Here is a 16,243-nt window from a genome sequence, read left to right as displayed (position 1 = left end):
GTTTTTTATTCAATCGAATAAGATTTAACAAATAATTAACATAATCCCGAAAACAAAAATGTCATCCGTCGCACGGCAAGCGGCAGATGACATGGGACAGATGGACGATAAGGCCCGATTGCGGACACATATCTTAATTCTTACGTCCGTATCGGCAGATGAGCAGCGAACTCAATACCAAGAGCGCAAGGGCAATCATCCATGTGTAGATTTTCCGCTCTTTCTCCAGATGTTCGATATCCGCAGCCTGTTGTTTGGCGCAAGCGGTCAGTATATTGATTTGGGATTGCTGCGCCTTGCAGATGTCCGCAAGCTCGGTGTTGATGCGTTGCTGCGCTTCCAACGAGGCTTGAATGCTCTTGAAGTTCCGGTTGGTGGTATACGCGTCGCGGATGTGTCCGGGTGTGCTTACCTCCATTTGCCGGATTTGTATGCTGTCCGGCAGATACGCCAGTTCCGTAGTACCGCGTGCGTCCGTTGCAAAGTTGTTGAACAGGAGTATGCCTACAAGTGTGCCGCTGATAAGGAAAGCGACCAATGCGATGATGGCAAACAGTGTGTTTGACGATTTCCCAACGGGTTGCGGGTATGGACGGTCGAGCCAGGGATGCGGGTGCATCGGGTGAAGCGGCACGGTTGCCGTCCCATAGTCCATAACTCTGGCATCGGCCTCTCCTTCGGTCTCTTTTTTCTCCAAAGCCTTGCGTCTTGATATGTCTATGAACTCACGTTTCGCAATCTGGTATTTATCTGCCTGATAAAGTACAAGATCGTTTTTTACCAGCCAATCAAGGACATCCTTGACACTTCGTTCCGATACTTTGAGATTGCTGATACTCCAGAATATCTCGGTACAAGACACCCATATTGGCTTCTGAAGGCATTTCTGATACAAGATTTCAAGTATCTCGGCCTGTAGCTGCTCTCTTGTTGGTTCCATTTTATTGTTACAGTATTAATTGTTTCGGGATAAAGTGATATTTCTTTCCACCTATGAATACAGGTTCGAAAAGGTTGCGTTGATATAGGTCCTCCAACCGCTTCATCTTCAAGATGAGAGTGGCATAGTCTTCATTGAAGTCCGTCAATTCGACCTTCCTTCTTTTCAGTTCGTTCACCGTTGTCGAATGCAGAAGGGTGTCATTGGCCATGATTCCGGTCTTATAGTAGAAGATTTGGGCCAAATAGGGATTCTTTGGCAAAATTTTTCGATAGAAACTTCGGTTGATGCTTTTCTTTTGCCGTTTGAATTGCTTGCGGAGTACCTTCAGTTCTTTCTTCTGGATGCTGTCCGAAAATTCCGGAAGCAGTCCGCGATAGCTTTGCAACAGGTCTGTCATCTCCATATCATCGAGCAGATAGCCGTATTCGTATCCGTTCATGATACTGTCCGGCACCGTGGCTTCGACGTAATATGTGTCATTCACACTGTTCCTGTCTATGTCGTCAAGACGTGCGCTGTCCGGATTTTCCGTATGATGGAACAGGTATGCCAGCTCGGATGTCGGACGACTTCTGAGGACACCGATGTTACGCTCATACTCCTTTAGGGAATGCAACAGTATGCTGTCTGTCTCAATGGACTGACATAGCACGGAATCCAAAGCGGTCTCAAAGGCATTGCGTTCCAGCCTGTTCCGTCCTTTGGGAAAGATGAGTCCTCCTACCGTAAGGCTGTTCTGTGGTGCGTCATACAGATACACGTTGGCCTCCGTGGATTCTATGTTCTTGAACAGTTCCATCTTTACCAGTCCGTTATCCGCGATATAATTGGAGATATGGTCTATGTATTGGTTGGAATGGCTGTCCAAAATGGATTTGGCCTGCAACAGATAATCCTGATAGGGTATCCCTGACGCTCTGTCTACTTGGGCAAACAGTAGTCTTACCGGTTGACTGGCTAACCACGAGAGCTGTTGCTTGTTCAGGGACAAGGTTTGTTTCGTCCCTAAAACGACTACGATGTTGTTGCCGAAGCGGATTCCATTGTCATGACAGGAGAGCTGCTTTATCGCTCCGTCAAAGCCGTAAGACGGCTGTTCTTCCACCGGCTCGTTTTTCTGTTTGTCGGAAATGGTTTGTTTGACATGATCGAGCCATGCCGCAAAATCCTTCGTCGGAGGCAGGTGGATATTCTGTCCGTCGGCAGATATGCAGGTGGCCGAGAAAGTGTAGCTATATCCGGGCTTCATTTTCAGCTTCAGGTTCTGCAGCACATTGATATAAGGTGACAGATAAGGGCGGTCTGAATCATGGAACAAAATATGTATGTGTACGCTCTTGTTCTCTGCCTCCATCCTCCGGACGTCGGAGACCATGATATCCCCGCCTTTGATATTGATGATTTTGTTCCAGTTCCTATCCCACACGGACAACGGATAGTTCAAACGGACATCCCCGTCCATAGTGGGACTTTCCGCATTGCCGTCTAAATCGAACAAGACTATTCCCTGGATATTCGCATGGTGCAGTGCCAGCGTATCGGGATACGTCAGATTGACGGTACACAGCAACGAATCTCGATACTGTGGGTAATCAAGGGTATATGCTTCATTCTGTCCGGCTTCCGCAAGAAGGTCTGCAGGAATCCAGCCCAGAAAGCGTCTGGTGCTGTCCGACAAGGCGGGTGCATTGGATATCAGCGCGGATTTACCGCTTTTATCCACCTTGTACAAGTAGACAATCTCTCCGCTGACAACTCCGGCCTCCGTTCGGGTCTTCAAAAACGGTTCTCCGTATATGTTCAGCGTGTCCCCGCGAAAGAATTGATGAATGTCGAACAGCTTTCCGATGCTGTTTATGCCGATGCGATATCTTATCGGCCGGTTGTTGCGGGGATTGAGATAGGCATGATCGTACATCAGTATGTTGTCTGCCGGAATCCAGCCGGCATAATTGACTTTGCCGGGTTCCTTGAAGTGTCTCTTGCTGTTATACAGGAAGCCGATTATCGACTTGGGCTTGCCGGTAATGTCAGGATCGGCTTGGACGAGCTTGTATGTCCCGTTCTTCTCGCCCACTATATAGTAAGGCGTGCCTATCCCGCAGGATGACCGCTTGCGCTGGAAGTACGGGTCCTCATAGCTTTGGTTTCCCGTCCTGTCCGAATAGACTATCCGGTTTGTCTTGTTTTTCTTCGTCTTCACAGGCGGTTCCGCGGATGGCGGGTAGTTGAATATGTCCTTGTCCGTTATTCGTATTCTGTCACAGACGGACACCTGGGCAGACGTGTTGCACGCAAAGGCAACCGTCACCGCCACAGAAAACAGGGTTCGTAGGAGATTCGGTTGTTTCATTTTTCAATATAGCTTTGTGTCACATAGATGGATTTGACGCAATTCAAATCGTCAATCTTCACATCGTCGATACTCACACGCTTTTTCCTGTTGCTCTCAAGGAAATGCAGCCCTTGGCAATAGCCGTTGAAGTCATTGTATTTTTCATCGTTGACGATTACCACCACTTGGTCCGCATCAATACAGAAGTATTTGTTCCGGATATAATTGGTGTGTTCGTAATAGACCGATTTTTGTGATACTTTGGCATCGGCAATGGCTTGCAGGTGCCTCTTTATGTCATTCTGCGCCAGAGCCAACGAATCCACGGTAACCAGCTCTTCCGCTTTCTCAAAGCGCGGAAGAATGGTTACACGGTGTTTCACCGGGTATTTGGTCGTATTGGTCTGCAACGAGATTATGTACTCTCCCGGCAAATCATACGAATACACGACCTGTTGCTCGTATGCGTCGACAGTGCCGCTTTCGCCAAATTCCCATTGCCAGGTATCCATACCGTCACCTTCTGCCGAAAAGACCAGATCTTCGCCTTGATAGCCTTCCGACACGCCATAGATGCGGGGAATGGAGTCAATGGCTTCGCGTTCCAGCCCCGATATCACCTTGATATACTTGTTGACTGTATGCTTATCGTCTATTCTCAATGTGATAAGATATTTGCCGGGTTTCCGGTAGGTGTATGCCACGTCCGCATTTCTCATCAGTGTGTCACCGTTGCCCATTTCCCAGACAAGCCGTTTCCCTTTGATTGCAGCCGTATCATTGACCAGCAGTTCCAGCCTCTCATTGACCTCATAATGGAAATTGTCATTGGTGTCATACACGTAAAAGTCAATGTTGGCAAGGTGCGACTTCGAAGGCAGGAACAGAAACAGAAGAACACCTGTCACGGCGAACAGTCCCAATAGGATGATGGTTATCGTTTTCTTATTATCCATGTGCGAACGTTTTATAGGTTGGCTTTACATTCTTCCAGGTCCCGCTCGATAAGCGCGTTGTTATGTACCAGGCTGTTCAGTTCCTCTTTGGTGTCGAACTGGAATTTCAGCATTCTGGAAGACAACACGCCGAAAAAATATTTCGTATTCATGTTGTTTTCCTTGTACACATACTGCAATTGGTAAATCGCGTCCTTTACCTCGTCCATCCGTTGCACCTGATGTACGTTGAAGTCCAAGGAGTCGACCGCATTCCAGATGTTGTTTGAACGCTGCGCATAGGTACGCTGGATTTCAAATATGCGCTCGGAGTGGTTGATGTCGTTTATCAGTTCCGAACTGTCCTCCGTCGGTACGTTGAGTATGTACCGGCAAAGTATGATATAGATTACCGCTACTGAAAAGACCAGTAGCAGAAAGAAACGGATGTTTCCCCACAGCACTTCGTCTTTTGTCATGGTTTCTGCACTTTATTTTTGTTTAATTCCTGGTATTTGATTCTGCACTTTTCAAGTTGTTCCATATTGCTTTCGCGCTTTTTGCTCTCGCGGTCAAGCTCATCCATAGATGACTGGATGACACGGGCCTGTTCAAGCATGACCTTGTACACCTCGTACTTGTTCTTGTCAGCCTGCATCGCAATATCGTTTTCCATCAACAACCGTTTCTTGGTTATCAGTTTTTGCATATGCTTATGCTCACTCGAATTTCGCCGTTTGGTCTTCAGGTTGTTCAAGTCTCTGAACAGTTCTTCTATCTGGAAGTTGAGTTCCGCCTGTTTCTTGAACACGTCGTCATATTCGGTTTTCTTGCTTTCAAGAAGGGATATCCCTTTTTGTGCGGTCACAATCGTCATGACACCTCCGGCGGTGGTCACGACAAGGGCGATGACGAACACTGCGGCAAATCGGAGCTTGGCCTGAAAGCGGGCTTTTTTGTTCTCTGCGTCCATATTCTTACGATTTATCCGTTCAACCTATGAATGACCATGACCGTTTCTTCTGGGATTCTGTTGCTTCGCGGCTTTCGTCGCCCACGATGATGTTCTCCCTGACCATACCGATGTATTCCAGTTCGCTCATCTTGTGGAACATCTTGCTCAGGAGTGTTACAAGTGCCCCCACTGTCTGCAGCGATTGGTTGATATGTGTATGGTCGTATATTAGCCCGGTCACACTCTCTATCTTCGTGATAAATTCGGAAGGTGTGACGTTCGTCCACTCATAGAAGTATTGGAGGAGTTGTTCTCTTTCCGTTTCGGAAAGGGCCTGAAGCGCGGTGTTCAGCCCGTTCGCAAGTTCATTCACCGCTTGCACGAGATAGATTGGCGGTTGCTCCAAAGCGATTTGTTCGATAAAAAAGATTTTTGAATTGTAGAAAGCGGAAAAAGCCTTGCACAATTCAAATGTGTTGTTCGCAAGCGTGTCTCTGCGTTTGTCGGCGACATTCCGGCTGTAAATGAGTTTCACGTCCTCCTTTATCGACCGCAGGGTGCGCCCCAGTTGGGTGATGAATGTCTTGATTCCTTCATGGCAGGAGGAGTGCTGTACCGGCGGTATGTATTGGTAGTTGATTTTGTAGGTATTCCCGTGCCTGCATACTTCTGCCACCAACAGAAAATTTTGGCTGTAGAAAGGTTGGTTGACTTGGCTTTTGGGCACGATGTGGAGTTTGATGCTCGGCAATACATACGGATGGTGCAAAGGCACCTCTTCCGGGTCCGGCTCACCGACAGGAACCGGGTGATACGGATCTACGGATACAAGTACCATATACTCGCTGTCCTCGGCCTGCAGGCCGGACTCCGAAATGGTTGCTTGGGGAATCTCATCCCCATACAAGCCTTCGTAATAAATGATGGGCAGGCCGCCTTTGGTGATTGCGTTACAGTTCTTCAGGCGCACGCACAAGGTAGTCATAGTGTCACCCGAAATCTCAATCTCAAGATTGTCTCCTATCCCTTCAAGGGCTTCTCCGAGGCCGTAGTTATAACTTGTCAGACTTCTTTCCGCTTCGCGGTTGAGAGCTTCTGTCTGGCTATATTGGTTGGCAAAGAAGTGCCGGCTGGTCAGTTTCAGACCATTGACCCAGTTTACGGGCAAATATGTCAGTGTCTTCATATATTATGATTTTTTCTCTATTTGTACGCGTCTGATATATATCGTCTGGTTGTTCCTGATACGGTTGTCCTTACTGGTCAGGTTGGGGTCGAGTATTCTGACGAACAACGGAAAATTAAACCATTTGGAGGTATAGAACATCCAGCCGATTCGCATATCCTCTTTCTCTGTCTCGATTTTGTTTTGCGGGAAACGCCTGTTCTGGTCTTCGATAACCCAGTTGAACCAGTTGCCGAGAGAGATTTCATTGGGCAGGCGGGCGACCAGCGAGGCGTATGCCTGGTCTTTGATGTTCCGCTTCAACTTCACTTTCACGGTACGGAAACCGAAGTTGTCTATATTGTCCCAATACTTGCGGTCAAAGGTTCCGTTACTAAGTTCCCACGGGATATAGATGGGGTGCGGTATATTCAGGAACATGGTTCTGCTGTACATAATCAGGTAAGGGATTGCAAACCACAGGACATTGGTCATGTTCCACAGCGAATAAGGCAACTTGCTTATCAGTTCGAACAACAGGTAGTAACACCATCCGCCCAAAGCGCACGTTGTGAGCAATGTGAGGATGACCGCTGTTCTGGAACCGCCGATTCCGATCATATTGAACAAATCGGAAGAGGACAGTTTGCAGAATAAGATGCCGAGGAGGATATAAGACAGGATGGTGAATACCAGCCCTCCCCAGACATATTCGTTACGCAGGAAGCCGAACAGGCAGGGCAACGCAACGGCAATGGAGGCAAGAAGAATAAAGATAATCAGTTTCTTCAGGCTGAGTTTGCTCTTGATTGTCTTTATTCCGGTCAGGACGAATATCATGACGGCAACAAACAATGGAGCCAATAAATAACGGGCAAAGAAATATAGCAGTATCTTCATGTTTTTCTATTTTTTCACAAGTTCGTATTATATCCCAATCTGTTTTCTCCAAGCATAAAGTCCGTTTCTCCGTACACCAGATAGTCAACTTCGATATTTCTTGTTGATAGGATGAAAAATTCAAGTATCCGTCGGACATTGGATAAGTCTGTTTTTACTTCCTCGTAATCATCCGGCGGAATGTCAAATATGATGGTGGCCGTCAAATCATCGGTTTCACTCGTCATAGGCCCGTTAAGGCCCAATGTCTGGCCGACACAGCCGTTGCCGACAGAGAGATAGACCGTCTCGTCAATCTCATGGGCTTTCAGCCGTAATTTCACCTTCATCCCCAGGACGGTATGAAGCAACTGTTCGATGGCGGGCAGGTTCTCTTTATACCGCTCTGCATTGCAGAGGAACAGGAACAGTTTGTATCTCTGATGTGAAGTGACGGACAGCTCGCTATTTTCCATCGCTTCCACCATCCGGATGAAATTCTTCTTGGAATCCGGGTCCGAGAAAAAATTCAGATGACGGTTATTGATACGGACTTTTTCTTTAAAAAACTCGGTATCAAAGGGAGCGAAAAACTGAATAAGCTCCTTATCCTGTTTTTCGCTGGCTCTGATGGCTTCGACAATCTCCTTATTGCTCATGCCCGGTGTGCTCAGCACCAACGGGTGAAACAGCAATTCCGGAAGCTGGTGGTATACGCTGTTTCTTGCCAGGTTCAGCAGAATGTATTCTTTGTCGGCGTTCGCCGTCGTGATATGCTGTTCCGAGACGCTTAATACATCCTTGGATTGCACACGGCTGTTCATGCCATGACAATTGACCATGAAATGGTCCGAAAGCTGCCGGTCAAGAACAAACTGCAATTCATCATAGAAAATTTCTGCGATGAAATTTACGGCCTGGCTCCGCTGGATGCTTTCCAAGGATCTTCTTTGCGTTAACACTGCTCCCATACCAACTCACCGTTTCGATAGTTTATGATGATGTTGTCACCCGGCTTGATTGTTTCGGAAACAATCAGGCGGGATACGGACTTCTTGATATAGGTTCTGATGACTCCCGCAATCGGACGTGCCCCGTATTTGGGAGAATACCCTTTCTTGGCCAGATGTTGCAGGGCTTCATCAGACAGGTTCAATTGTATGTTTTTCTGCTTCATCAACTGTTCCTGCAACCTGCCGAAATGAAGGTTGAATATCTGTTTGGCGATATTTTCGTCTATCGGTGCAAACGGGACTACCTCTGTGAGACGTCCCAGGAACTCCGGACGGAAATACTGCGCCATTACCTCGATGAGCTTTCCGGAATCCGGAGTATTCCCGGATTGTATCTGCTCCACAATCCACTGGCTTCCGATGTTGGAAGTGAAGATGATGATGGAGTTGGAGAAATCCCCCTCACGGCCGAGTTTGTCATGTATCTTTCCTTCATCCATCATTTGCAGGAAGACATCATAGACACTGCTATGGGCTTTTTCGATTTCATCGAACAGCACTACCGAATAGGGCTTCTGCCTGATTTGGGTTACCAACAGACCGCCTTCTTCATATCCTACGTATCCCGGAGGCGCACCATACAGCAATGCTGCCGAATGCTCTTCCTTGAACTCGGACATATCAAATCGGATCATAGCCGATTCATCATCAAACAGCAACTCGGCCAACGACTTCGTAAGTTCTGTTTTTCCTGTTCCGGTCGGGCCGAGGAAAAAGAACGAGCCGATGGGCTTCTTGGGGTCGCTCAATCCGCTGCGCGATTCGATGATGGCATCCGACAGCGTGGTGATGGCTCGGCCTTGTCCTTTTACACGTTCCTGCAATTTGCTCTCGATGCTTAAAAGCCGGTCTTTCTCTCGCGCTTGTATCTTTCCGATGGGGATATTGGTGCATTCTGCCACAATGGCCTCTATCTCCGACGGGCGTATCTCTTCGATGGGCTGCCCCGAAAGTGTCTCCAACTCTTTGATGATGCTGCACACGCGCCCTCTCTTTGTGGCAATGTCATCCTCCTTGTCCCACACATAATTGTCCGACAATTTCGTGGTCAACACGACACTGATCTTGCTGAATATGGAACGGTACAATAGATAGAGGGGTGCATCCGACATACATTCGTCAAGCGTCTCAATGTTTTCAAGTTCCGCTTCCAGCTCGGACACACTGATACGCGCATTCTTGTTGCAAAGCCGGACAGCGGCGGCAGTTCGGTCAAGCAGATCTATGGCGGCCGACGGAAGGCTCCGCTCCTTGAAGTAGCGTTTGGAAAGGGCTATCGAATCCTTGATACAAGCGTCCGAAATATTCAGTTCGTAATACCGTTCAATCCTTCTTTTGTGCAGTTGTATGGCACTTTCCAGCGTGGTCGCATCCAATTCTTCAATCTTCATAATGTCAAGACGGCCTTCTATCGGATGCTTTTCAATATGCTTCCGGTAAGAGTCGTTCGTGAGTGTCAGCACAAGATTGGCGGCTCCTTCACTGATTTGCGCACTTAATATATTGATAAGCGTGGATGCCTTGCCAGACGCGCCGTTTTCCAAAAGAACCTGCAAATCGTCAATCACCAGCACGGCTTGTTCCAATTGGTTCAGCTTGTGCATCAGGTTGACTACTTTCTGCGCAATCTCCGTTTCAGAGGAGGTCGAAGCAAGCAGTTTGGCCGTATTGAGTCCGACAATGGATATTTGCTTCAACATTTCATCCTCATTCTCGCAAATGTCCTTGACAAAGGCATGGATAATGGAACTTTTGCCGATACCGGACTCACCGACAATTAATATGCCCTTGTTCTCGGAACGTTCAAGGCACTCCAAGATAGTACGGACTTCCTTTTCCCTGCCGACAACGAAACCGCCGGCATGAATGGTGTCTTGGGTTTTCAGGTTGTCGGCATAATGAATGCCCGCTATGAGCTGCAGTTCTTCTCCCTGATACGAATGCAACGGGGTAAGCGCATCATAGTAGGACAAGATGTCGCTTTCCGAAATCTCCAGCGTCTCTATTTGCTGATGCGAATAGATGACACCTTCACGTAATATGGCGGTAAACACGCAGATGGAATCCACGTAATCCGTTCCTAACTTGATTTTAGAACGTTCGGATTCATCCAATACCTTTGCCAGTTCTTCGTCAGGAATGACATCATCAGTGGCATTGCCGTTGGACTTGTACATTTCACGATGGGTTTCAAACCACTCCATGATGTAGACAACATCTTTCTGCATCGAAAATAAGATTTCTTTCAGGCCGGTATTTTCTGTAAACATGGCCATGACAAGATGCGCCACACCGAATGTACTGTGTTTGTCTTGAAGTGCCATTCCTTTTGCCATCTTCATGGCTGACACCAGACTGGGGCTATAATTACTGTCGTTCATACGAATTTTATTTTATAGTTGGAATTACATACAGAGCGTTCAGTCAAATCTCTTTCAAAGTAATGGGCCAATTCTGACAGATTGGGAATTTCATCCCCATCAAATTGTCCGAGCTTTATCTTTATCTCTGTTACCCTGACTAACCCTTTTTTGCTGTCGGGAGATATGGCCACGCCATTGCCGATCTCGACCGAATCGACATATTTGCCCATCTTGTGCAACAAGTAGCTCTTGATATCTTCTTTGGATACAATCCGCTCCCGCGACAACAGGCCGTATCTCAAGCTGTTAACAAGTTCCTGTTCGCTGTCATGCGTCGAACCGCCTTGCATAAATGTACGCAACACGATACCCGAAGCATCATATTTTTCTATGTTGAACTGTTGTATCAACGTGCGTTCGTTGAATCCGTTCGCCAGAGAACCGGAAGTTACCCAATATTTGATTTCACCATTGGACGCATCCCTTTGAGGGACACTTAAGACAAAGACCTTTATTTTGTTGTCTTCTTTAAGTGTGGTCTCCAATCCTTTCTCTATCTCTGTTATCTTGCCGAACAAATCCTTGAGCTGTGTGGAAAGCGCATCCGGGTTCATGGAAGCAAACGCGTTACCGTCCTCTTTCACTAATTGCAGCACTTTTGAAATCAATGAGCGGGCACTGTCCGAATCAAACCGTTCAAGGTCTCCGAAATACAGGCTGAAGATACCGGTCGGATTCTCTTCATATTGATTGAGCCGGTTTACATACTCCCGCCCTTTGTTATCCTGAAACGACCTTATATTTAAGAAATGCGTGCGGTTCGGACATTTCAGAGGGATGATTCGTCCGGTAGTCCGGAAATTATGCTGTTTGTAGACGAGTTGTCTGTTGACAACCGGAAACGTGTTCAGATACACGTCCAGGCTCTCGATGCTCTCCTTCGTGAAAATCTCAGGTAAAACCATCTTGACCCAAAACAGGCTTCCCATATCATCCGGGACATCACTGTCGGAGAGACATCCGGGGAATAGCTGTTGGCAAGTATGTTTCTCTTTCGAACCGTTTCCGATACTTACATTAAAATACAGGTCATTGTAAAAATCCCGGATTTCATCGAAGTAGTGCGCATTACCATAGGGGTCTTTAACATCCAGACCGGTTTTCACACAGAGCCGGTTCCCATTGGAATCATAAAATGAGGCCATCTTCATAAACGGAAGAAGGCTCATATCCGAAGGCTTGATGCAAAACATCACAGAGTCCGTCTCCTGCAGCACTTCTTGGGACACGGCTATCCCGACCCATACGCAATAATCGGCTATCCGGTTTTTGGAACCGAGGAAGCGGACGGGCGCGTCAAAACCATCGGCCGAAAGCCTCATGCTGTCGCCGTATGCGATTGCGCAGACTTTTGCATCAACAAGTTTGTACGAGAACAACGGGGTTATGAAGACCTGGACGTCCCCCTTGCCGAATACGCTTTTCTCGGCATAGAAATGATCCTCGGCATCCAGTTCGCAACACTCCCCGTGGTTGGGGGTGATGGTCATCAACGCATGGGCCGGCCTTGGCAGCGACCATTTGTTTCCTATGAGTATCCGGGACAGGCGGTGAAGAATACGCGAATCGGATTGTTCTATTTCCTGATGCAGCTTGTGCGACTCATACGCAAAGACTTCAAGCAGCAAATCTATCACGGGGTCCATATCCCGGGCATCGGACACGCCCCAAAGCTCCATAGCCTGCCTCAATATCCGTTCCTTTATTAATATCTGTTTCTTGTCTGCCATATTCTATTGTGATAAGGGGCTTATATATAAGGAGGTGTTAAAACTGAATTTCTCACTGGTTTTATCCATGATTCCGGCCACGGTTATCTGTGCCTTTCTTCGGATATGGGATATTCTGTCTACGTTTTCATCTTCTATTTCCAGAAGGGTCACGTCCACATCTACATTCCGCAACCTTTTTTCATATTTCTCAATTGTATTGATTAAGGAGTTTTTCACCCCCTCTTCCCAATCACTGATTTTCACAAGCTGATTGAACTCAAGATCCCATATCATAGAACCGAAATCCTCCCGGCCGATAACCTCTCCATGATGGGAAAGAATCAGCAGCATAATGTGTTGGGCTATCGATTCCTGATAGGAACACCTTTGCAATTTCTTGTTGACAGCCGATTGTAACTGTAAGGGCATTTTCAGGTAAGTCATACTGTCGTTTTATTCTATTTTTTCGCAAATATACTCTTTTCCTTGTTAGATACCAATAAAATGCAATTAAAATTTGATGGTTTGAAAAATAATTCATATATTGCGCACGATAACAAAATTGAAAGAGATAGCAACATTATATGTAAGACTTTAAAAAGTAAACGCTATGGCAATCTACAATTATGGGATTGGAGGCAATGAAGTAAAAGTCGATGCGAACGAATCCATCGCGGACATCCCCTCCAATCGAACTTTAATAGTTCAAAAACTGACAGACGAAGCTCCCGCGGCTCCGGAAAGTGTGTATGGCTTGGAAACGATTGATGATGTGTTCCAACGTTTCGAGCCGACCGTTGACTTGTGCCACGTGGATGCGGAAGGTAATGAAATCAAGGAAATCATGTCATTCACTGGTCTCGGCGACTTCGGAGCCAAGAAGATTAAAGAGAAAAGCGATTTCCTGAGCAAACTCGACATCGAGAAAGAGCAGGGACTCAGAATAGCCCGCCAGCTCACCTCTAACCGCGCCTTGCAGAAAGCACTTGAAAAGCCGGAGGCCAAACAGGCCATTATGGACATGATTGAAGCATCAATCGAGGAAATATTGGCAAATCAAAAGAAGGTAGAACTTTAATCTTTTAGCAAGATGAAGCAGGAAACGCAACAACATACAGCCAATATGGCGACTTCACAGAAAGTCGCATCACAGGTGCAAAAATCATCTGCATCGGCAATTGACAAACTCAAAGAATTTGGCGGCTTCGCATTCCTTGAAAATATCATAGACGGGTATTCCAACCTCAATCCGGCACGAAAGGCACGCCGCAACATATTCCTTACGGATGAGCAGTGGGAAAATGAGCGTAAAGCCTTGGCCAACCGCTTAGGTGTATGGCTAAAACTCCTACGCGAGAATGAGACTGTCGAACAAATGCGGGATAAGGCTAAGGAAACCGCAGAAAATGCAGAGAATCTTCTCAATCACAACCTGAATAATGCGCTTGCCAGAACACGGGAACTCGAAAGTGCATACCGCACCATCGCTTTCTTCTATAAAAACACCGAAAGTGACAAAGTTAAGAATGTTACTATCGTCAATGCGACAATGGAACAACTTCGGGATTTGGATAATACCATTTTCGCCGACCACATAAGCAACGAACTCAAGCAAAACTTCGACCGTCTCGACTTGCGTCGCAACTACTCGTTGCTTGTCGTTCCCGGATATATCGGTTCAAATGCGATTTTGGACAAATGGTCCAAGATGGCATACGAAAACAAAGCTTTCCTTATCACAGACTTCCAAGACCTTGAATCTCCCGATGATGTAGTAGATATATTCTTCAATGCAAACCATACAGGTGGCGATGCGTTCAAATCGAACACCATTATGACTTGTAACTGGCTGCTCGGTCGCCAGAGAGAAGAGAGCGTTGGAGAGGAAGAGAACCTCTATATTCCGCCATCTTCATCACTTGCCGGAAAGATATACAACACCCTGATGTCTCAGGTGGTGGCCGGTAAGAAGTTCGGCGGACTCAACGAGGTGGAAAGCGTACGCTTCGACCTTCGCAAGAGTGAGATTTCCGAACTTGAACGTATGGGACTTGTGCCTATGGTGAACGAGTACAGCAAGGTGATGGCTTTCTCTGCCAAGACATTGTTCAACGGCGACAACCTCGGCTTGCAGACCTACTCCGTAGTCCGTGTGTTCGACTATATCACAAAAGTATTGATCGACTTCTTGAACCGTCGTGCGTTCGAGAACTGGACGACCCGCACCGAAGCCGACCTCCGTGGTCAGGTCGTGAAATTCCTCGACAGCGTTATGGGACCGAACAAGCTCATCGAACGCTTCAAGGTGATGAAAATCGAGCAAGACCCGAATCAGAAAGACCGTGTGCTTCTTGATATCCATATCACACCGTACTTCCCGGCAAAGAGCTTCGTGATACAGCTTGCCGGCCATAAGGGCGACGGTCCCGAAGATGCAATTTGGGAAAGCGAATATCACCAGGAATAATCTTCTGAACAGTTTTAAATTTACAGATGGGTATGGTTATGCCCATCTGTAAACTTTTCACCTATATAAGATTTGGTAGATATGAACCCCCAAAAAAGAGAAAGAGCGTTATTTCAATAAGACCGAAGTACATGACTTTACAAAAAAGTTTCTTGACAGTATGACAGGACCAGAAAACCTATCAACCAATATGAGATAGAAGTCAAAACGGAATGTCAGAAAGAAGAGACTCTCTGTATGAACATTCAAATCGTACCGCATATCAGTGTAAACAGTATTATGGCATCAACCGGTTTGAATATCAATGATTCCAAGGATACAGTTTCATGAGAAAAGTGTTATTCAACATAAATAAAAATCAAAGAGTTATTGTTTGCTAATTTAGGCAAGGTACACTCGTCCATATAATAAAATGTTTGAAATGGGAATTACTTTGCAACAATTTGAGTCAATGTGCCAGAAAAGACAATTATATACTGGCTATGTGGAAGGTTTAGGATATGTGTATTGGAAACCTCGTTATGTTATATCAGATACAACATCCACTGATATATTTTCCACGCCTTTCTATGAATTAACAGTAATAAAGGATGCGAATAATACAGAGAGTGGATTGAAACCATTGAAAGGATTAATAGATGGTGGAACCACGGCCTTGTCATTATATGGCATTGTAAATTCTTTCGAACAATTATCCCAAACTCCTGTAATCATTGGAGATAAGTATATTCAGATAAACAGACAAGGTACTTTAGTTCGTAATCCCAATAGAGTATATACAACAAAAGGTAATATTGCAAAAGGAGTAGGTAGGAAAATCTATTTTGCAGGAGTTCTCATTGATACGGCGTTATGGATTTCTGGTCAACAGACTTTTTCTGAAGCTTTATTAAATGCAGGAGTAAACACTGGCATTTATATTGTTGGTCTCGCGTCTGCTCCGGCTGGAATCGCTCTTGGCATTTTATGGTTTATAACAAGTCTTTCAAAACGTTCGTATGTTCCCTCACGGAACTATGAAGAAATACATGGAACCATAGCACCTGCAGACGCAACAAGAGTTGAGCGTCCTTACTATTGCGAACCTATGAAGTATAGTCCTAATTATAGAAAATACACATTGAAACAAGGAAAATAATGTTATACACGATGAATACGAAACTTAAGAAATTTTCCGTAAAAGAAAAAAACAAAATTTCTTTTACGGATAATATCTTTTATTGGATTTGGACTTCTGTACCATCAAAAGGATTTCCTGATCGTACGTTTGTTATTCTTACGATATTTCAATTCTCATACGCATTGTTTTTTGTTTCTATTTTACTAACTTTATTTAATGATGAAATTCAACTTTGGATATACAATAAACCTGAGCCTATAGCTATCCCTATGTGTATCTTATTCATAGCATTGCTA

14 protein-coding genes and 1 pseudogene are annotated in these 16,243 nt (G+C 45.9%); 4 read left to right on the top strand and 11 right to left on the bottom strand.

Going from position 1 to position 16,243, the window contains the following annotated elements; all coding sequences use genetic code 11:
- Positions 1–133 precede the first annotated feature (133 nt).
- Genes QZ327_RS12705 through QZ327_RS12655 form a run of 11 tightly spaced genes read right to left on the bottom strand, consistent with a single transcriptional unit; the run spans position 134 to position 12,804 of the window.
- Complete coding sequence (locus QZ327_RS12705) at positions 134–940, bottom strand: DUF5457 domain-containing protein (RefSeq protein ID WP_294619859.1); 807 nt, start codon at positions 938–940, stop codon at positions 134–136.
- 7 nt (positions 941–947) lie between these two features.
- Complete coding sequence (gene tssR / locus QZ327_RS12700; RefSeq protein WP_294619857.1) at positions 948–3,296, bottom strand: type VI secretion system protein TssR domain-containing protein; 2,349 nt, start codon at positions 3,294–3,296, stop codon at positions 948–950.
- Entirely contained in the window at positions 3,293–4,234 is a 942-nt protein-coding gene (locus QZ327_RS12695; RefSeq protein WP_294619855.1) for a PKD domain-containing protein, read from the bottom strand. The genes tssR and QZ327_RS12695 overlap by 4 nt, the downstream gene beginning before the upstream one ends.
- Before the next feature lie 11 nt (positions 4,235–4,245).
- A complete protein-coding gene (tssO, locus tag QZ327_RS12690; RefSeq protein ID WP_294619853.1) occupies positions 4,246–4,692 on the bottom strand; it encodes a type VI secretion system TssO in 447 nt (148 codons plus the stop codon).
- Positions 4,689–5,186 carry a hypothetical protein gene (locus QZ327_RS12685; protein ID WP_294619851.1) on the bottom strand — a complete coding sequence of 166 codons (498 nt, stop codon included), beginning with the start codon at positions 5,184–5,186 and terminating at the stop codon, positions 4,689–4,691. The genes tssO and QZ327_RS12685 overlap by 4 nt, the downstream gene beginning before the upstream one ends.
- Before the next feature lie 19 nt (positions 5,187–5,205).
- On the bottom strand, positions 5,206–6,354 hold the full coding sequence (locus QZ327_RS12680) for a hypothetical protein (protein WP_294619849.1): 1,149 nt from the start codon (positions 6,352–6,354) through the stop codon (positions 5,206–5,208).
- Between the two features lie 3 nt (positions 6,355–6,357).
- Complete coding sequence (locus QZ327_RS12675) at positions 6,358–7,233, bottom strand: TssN family type VI secretion system protein (RefSeq protein ID WP_294619847.1); 876 nt, start codon at positions 7,231–7,233, stop codon at positions 6,358–6,360.
- Between the two features lie 14 nt (positions 7,234–7,247).
- Positions 7,248–8,183, bottom strand: coding sequence for a hypothetical protein (locus QZ327_RS12670; protein WP_294619845.1), 936 nt, complete (start codon positions 8,181–8,183; stop codon positions 7,248–7,250).
- The gene (locus QZ327_RS12665; RefSeq protein WP_294619843.1) at positions 8,168–10,606 is read right to left on the bottom strand and encodes an AAA family ATPase; all 2,439 of its coding nucleotides are present in this window, start codon (positions 10,604–10,606) and stop codon (positions 8,168–8,170) included. Before QZ327_RS12665 ends, QZ327_RS12670 begins: the two co-directional genes overlap by 16 nt.
- Positions 10,603–12,378: a hypothetical protein gene (locus tag QZ327_RS12660; protein WP_294619841.1), complete on the bottom strand. Its 1,776-nt coding sequence runs from the start codon at positions 12,376–12,378 to the stop codon at positions 10,603–10,605. Before QZ327_RS12660 ends, QZ327_RS12665 begins: the two co-directional genes overlap by 4 nt.
- Before the next feature lie 3 nt (positions 12,379–12,381).
- On the bottom strand, positions 12,382–12,804 hold the full coding sequence (locus QZ327_RS12655) for a GPW/gp25 family protein (RefSeq protein ID WP_294619839.1): 423 nt from the start codon (positions 12,802–12,804) through the stop codon (positions 12,382–12,384).
- A 166-nt stretch (positions 12,805–12,970) separates the two neighbouring features.
- On the opposite strand from QZ327_RS12655, the gene QZ327_RS12650 reads away from it, so the two are divergent.
- The 4 genes and pseudogenes from QZ327_RS12650 to QZ327_RS12635 all read left to right on the top strand — a co-directional run.
- The gene (locus QZ327_RS12650) at positions 12,971–13,438 is read left to right on the top strand and encodes a hypothetical protein (RefSeq protein WP_294619837.1); all 468 of its coding nucleotides are present in this window, start codon (positions 12,971–12,973) and stop codon (positions 13,436–13,438) included.
- 12 nt (positions 13,439–13,450) lie between these two features.
- Entirely contained in the window at positions 13,451–14,827 is a 1,377-nt protein-coding gene (locus tag QZ327_RS12645) for a DUF5458 family protein (RefSeq protein WP_294619835.1), read from the top strand.
- A gap of 421 nt (positions 14,828–15,248) precedes the next feature.
- Positions 15,249–15,965 (top strand): hypothetical protein, encoded by a 717-nt coding sequence (locus tag QZ327_RS12640; RefSeq protein WP_294619833.1) that lies wholly within the window; start codon positions 15,249–15,251, stop codon positions 15,963–15,965.
- A gap of 11 nt (positions 15,966–15,976) precedes the next feature.
- Positions 15,977–16,243, top strand: a pseudogene (locus tag QZ327_RS12635) (hypothetical protein); the annotation flags it as partial.

This window comes from uncultured Bacteroides sp., assembly GCF_910578895.1.
In the GTDB taxonomy this organism is placed as follows: Bacteria; Bacteroidota; Bacteroidia; order Bacteroidales; family Bacteroidaceae; genus Bacteroides.
The sequence above is the reverse complement of the archived record's forward strand: the minus strand, read 5'-3'. Positions and strand labels throughout refer to the sequence as shown.

What these genes read in the sequence shown, in the direction of transcription:
- QZ327_RS12640 (WP_294619833.1), top strand. Translation starts at nt 15,249, where the DNA reads ATGGGAATTACTTTGCAACAATTTGAGTCAATGTGCCAGAAAAGACAA.
- QZ327_RS12660 (WP_294619841.1), bottom strand. Translation starts at nt 12,378, where the DNA reads ATGGCAGACAAGAAACAGATATTAATAAAGGAACGGATATTGAGGCAG.
- QZ327_RS12645 (WP_294619835.1), top strand. Translation starts at nt 13,451, where the DNA reads ATGAAGCAGGAAACGCAACAACATACAGCCAATATGGCGACTTCACAG.
- QZ327_RS12705 (WP_294619859.1), bottom strand. Translation starts at nt 940, where the DNA reads ATGGAACCAACAAGAGAGCAGCTACAGGCCGAGATACTTGAAATCTTG.
- QZ327_RS12695 (WP_294619855.1), bottom strand. Translation starts at nt 4,234, where the DNA reads ATGGATAATAAGAAAACGATAACCATCATCCTATTGGGACTGTTCGCC.
- QZ327_RS12675 (WP_294619847.1), bottom strand. Translation starts at nt 7,233, where the DNA reads ATGAAGATACTGCTATATTTCTTTGCCCGTTATTTATTGGCTCCATTG.
- tssR (WP_294619857.1), bottom strand. Translation starts at nt 3,296, where the DNA reads ATGAAACAACCGAATCTCCTACGAACCCTGTTTTCTGTGGCGGTGACG.
- QZ327_RS12655 (WP_294619839.1), bottom strand. Translation starts at nt 12,804, where the DNA reads ATGACTTACCTGAAAATGCCCTTACAGTTACAATCGGCTGTCAACAAG.
- QZ327_RS12650 (WP_294619837.1), top strand. Translation starts at nt 12,971, where the DNA reads ATGGCAATCTACAATTATGGGATTGGAGGCAATGAAGTAAAAGTCGAT.
- QZ327_RS12665 (WP_294619843.1), bottom strand. Translation starts at nt 10,606, where the DNA reads ATGAACGACAGTAATTATAGCCCCAGTCTGGTGTCAGCCATGAAGATG.
- QZ327_RS12670 (WP_294619845.1), bottom strand. Translation starts at nt 8,183, where the DNA reads ATGGGAGCAGTGTTAACGCAAAGAAGATCCTTGGAAAGCATCCAGCGG.
- QZ327_RS12680 (WP_294619849.1), bottom strand. Translation starts at nt 6,354, where the DNA reads ATGAAGACACTGACATATTTGCCCGTAAACTGGGTCAATGGTCTGAAA.
- tssO (WP_294619853.1), bottom strand. Translation starts at nt 4,692, where the DNA reads ATGACAAAAGACGAAGTGCTGTGGGGAAACATCCGTTTCTTTCTGCTA.
- QZ327_RS12685 (WP_294619851.1), bottom strand. Translation starts at nt 5,186, where the DNA reads ATGGACGCAGAGAACAAAAAAGCCCGCTTTCAGGCCAAGCTCCGATTT.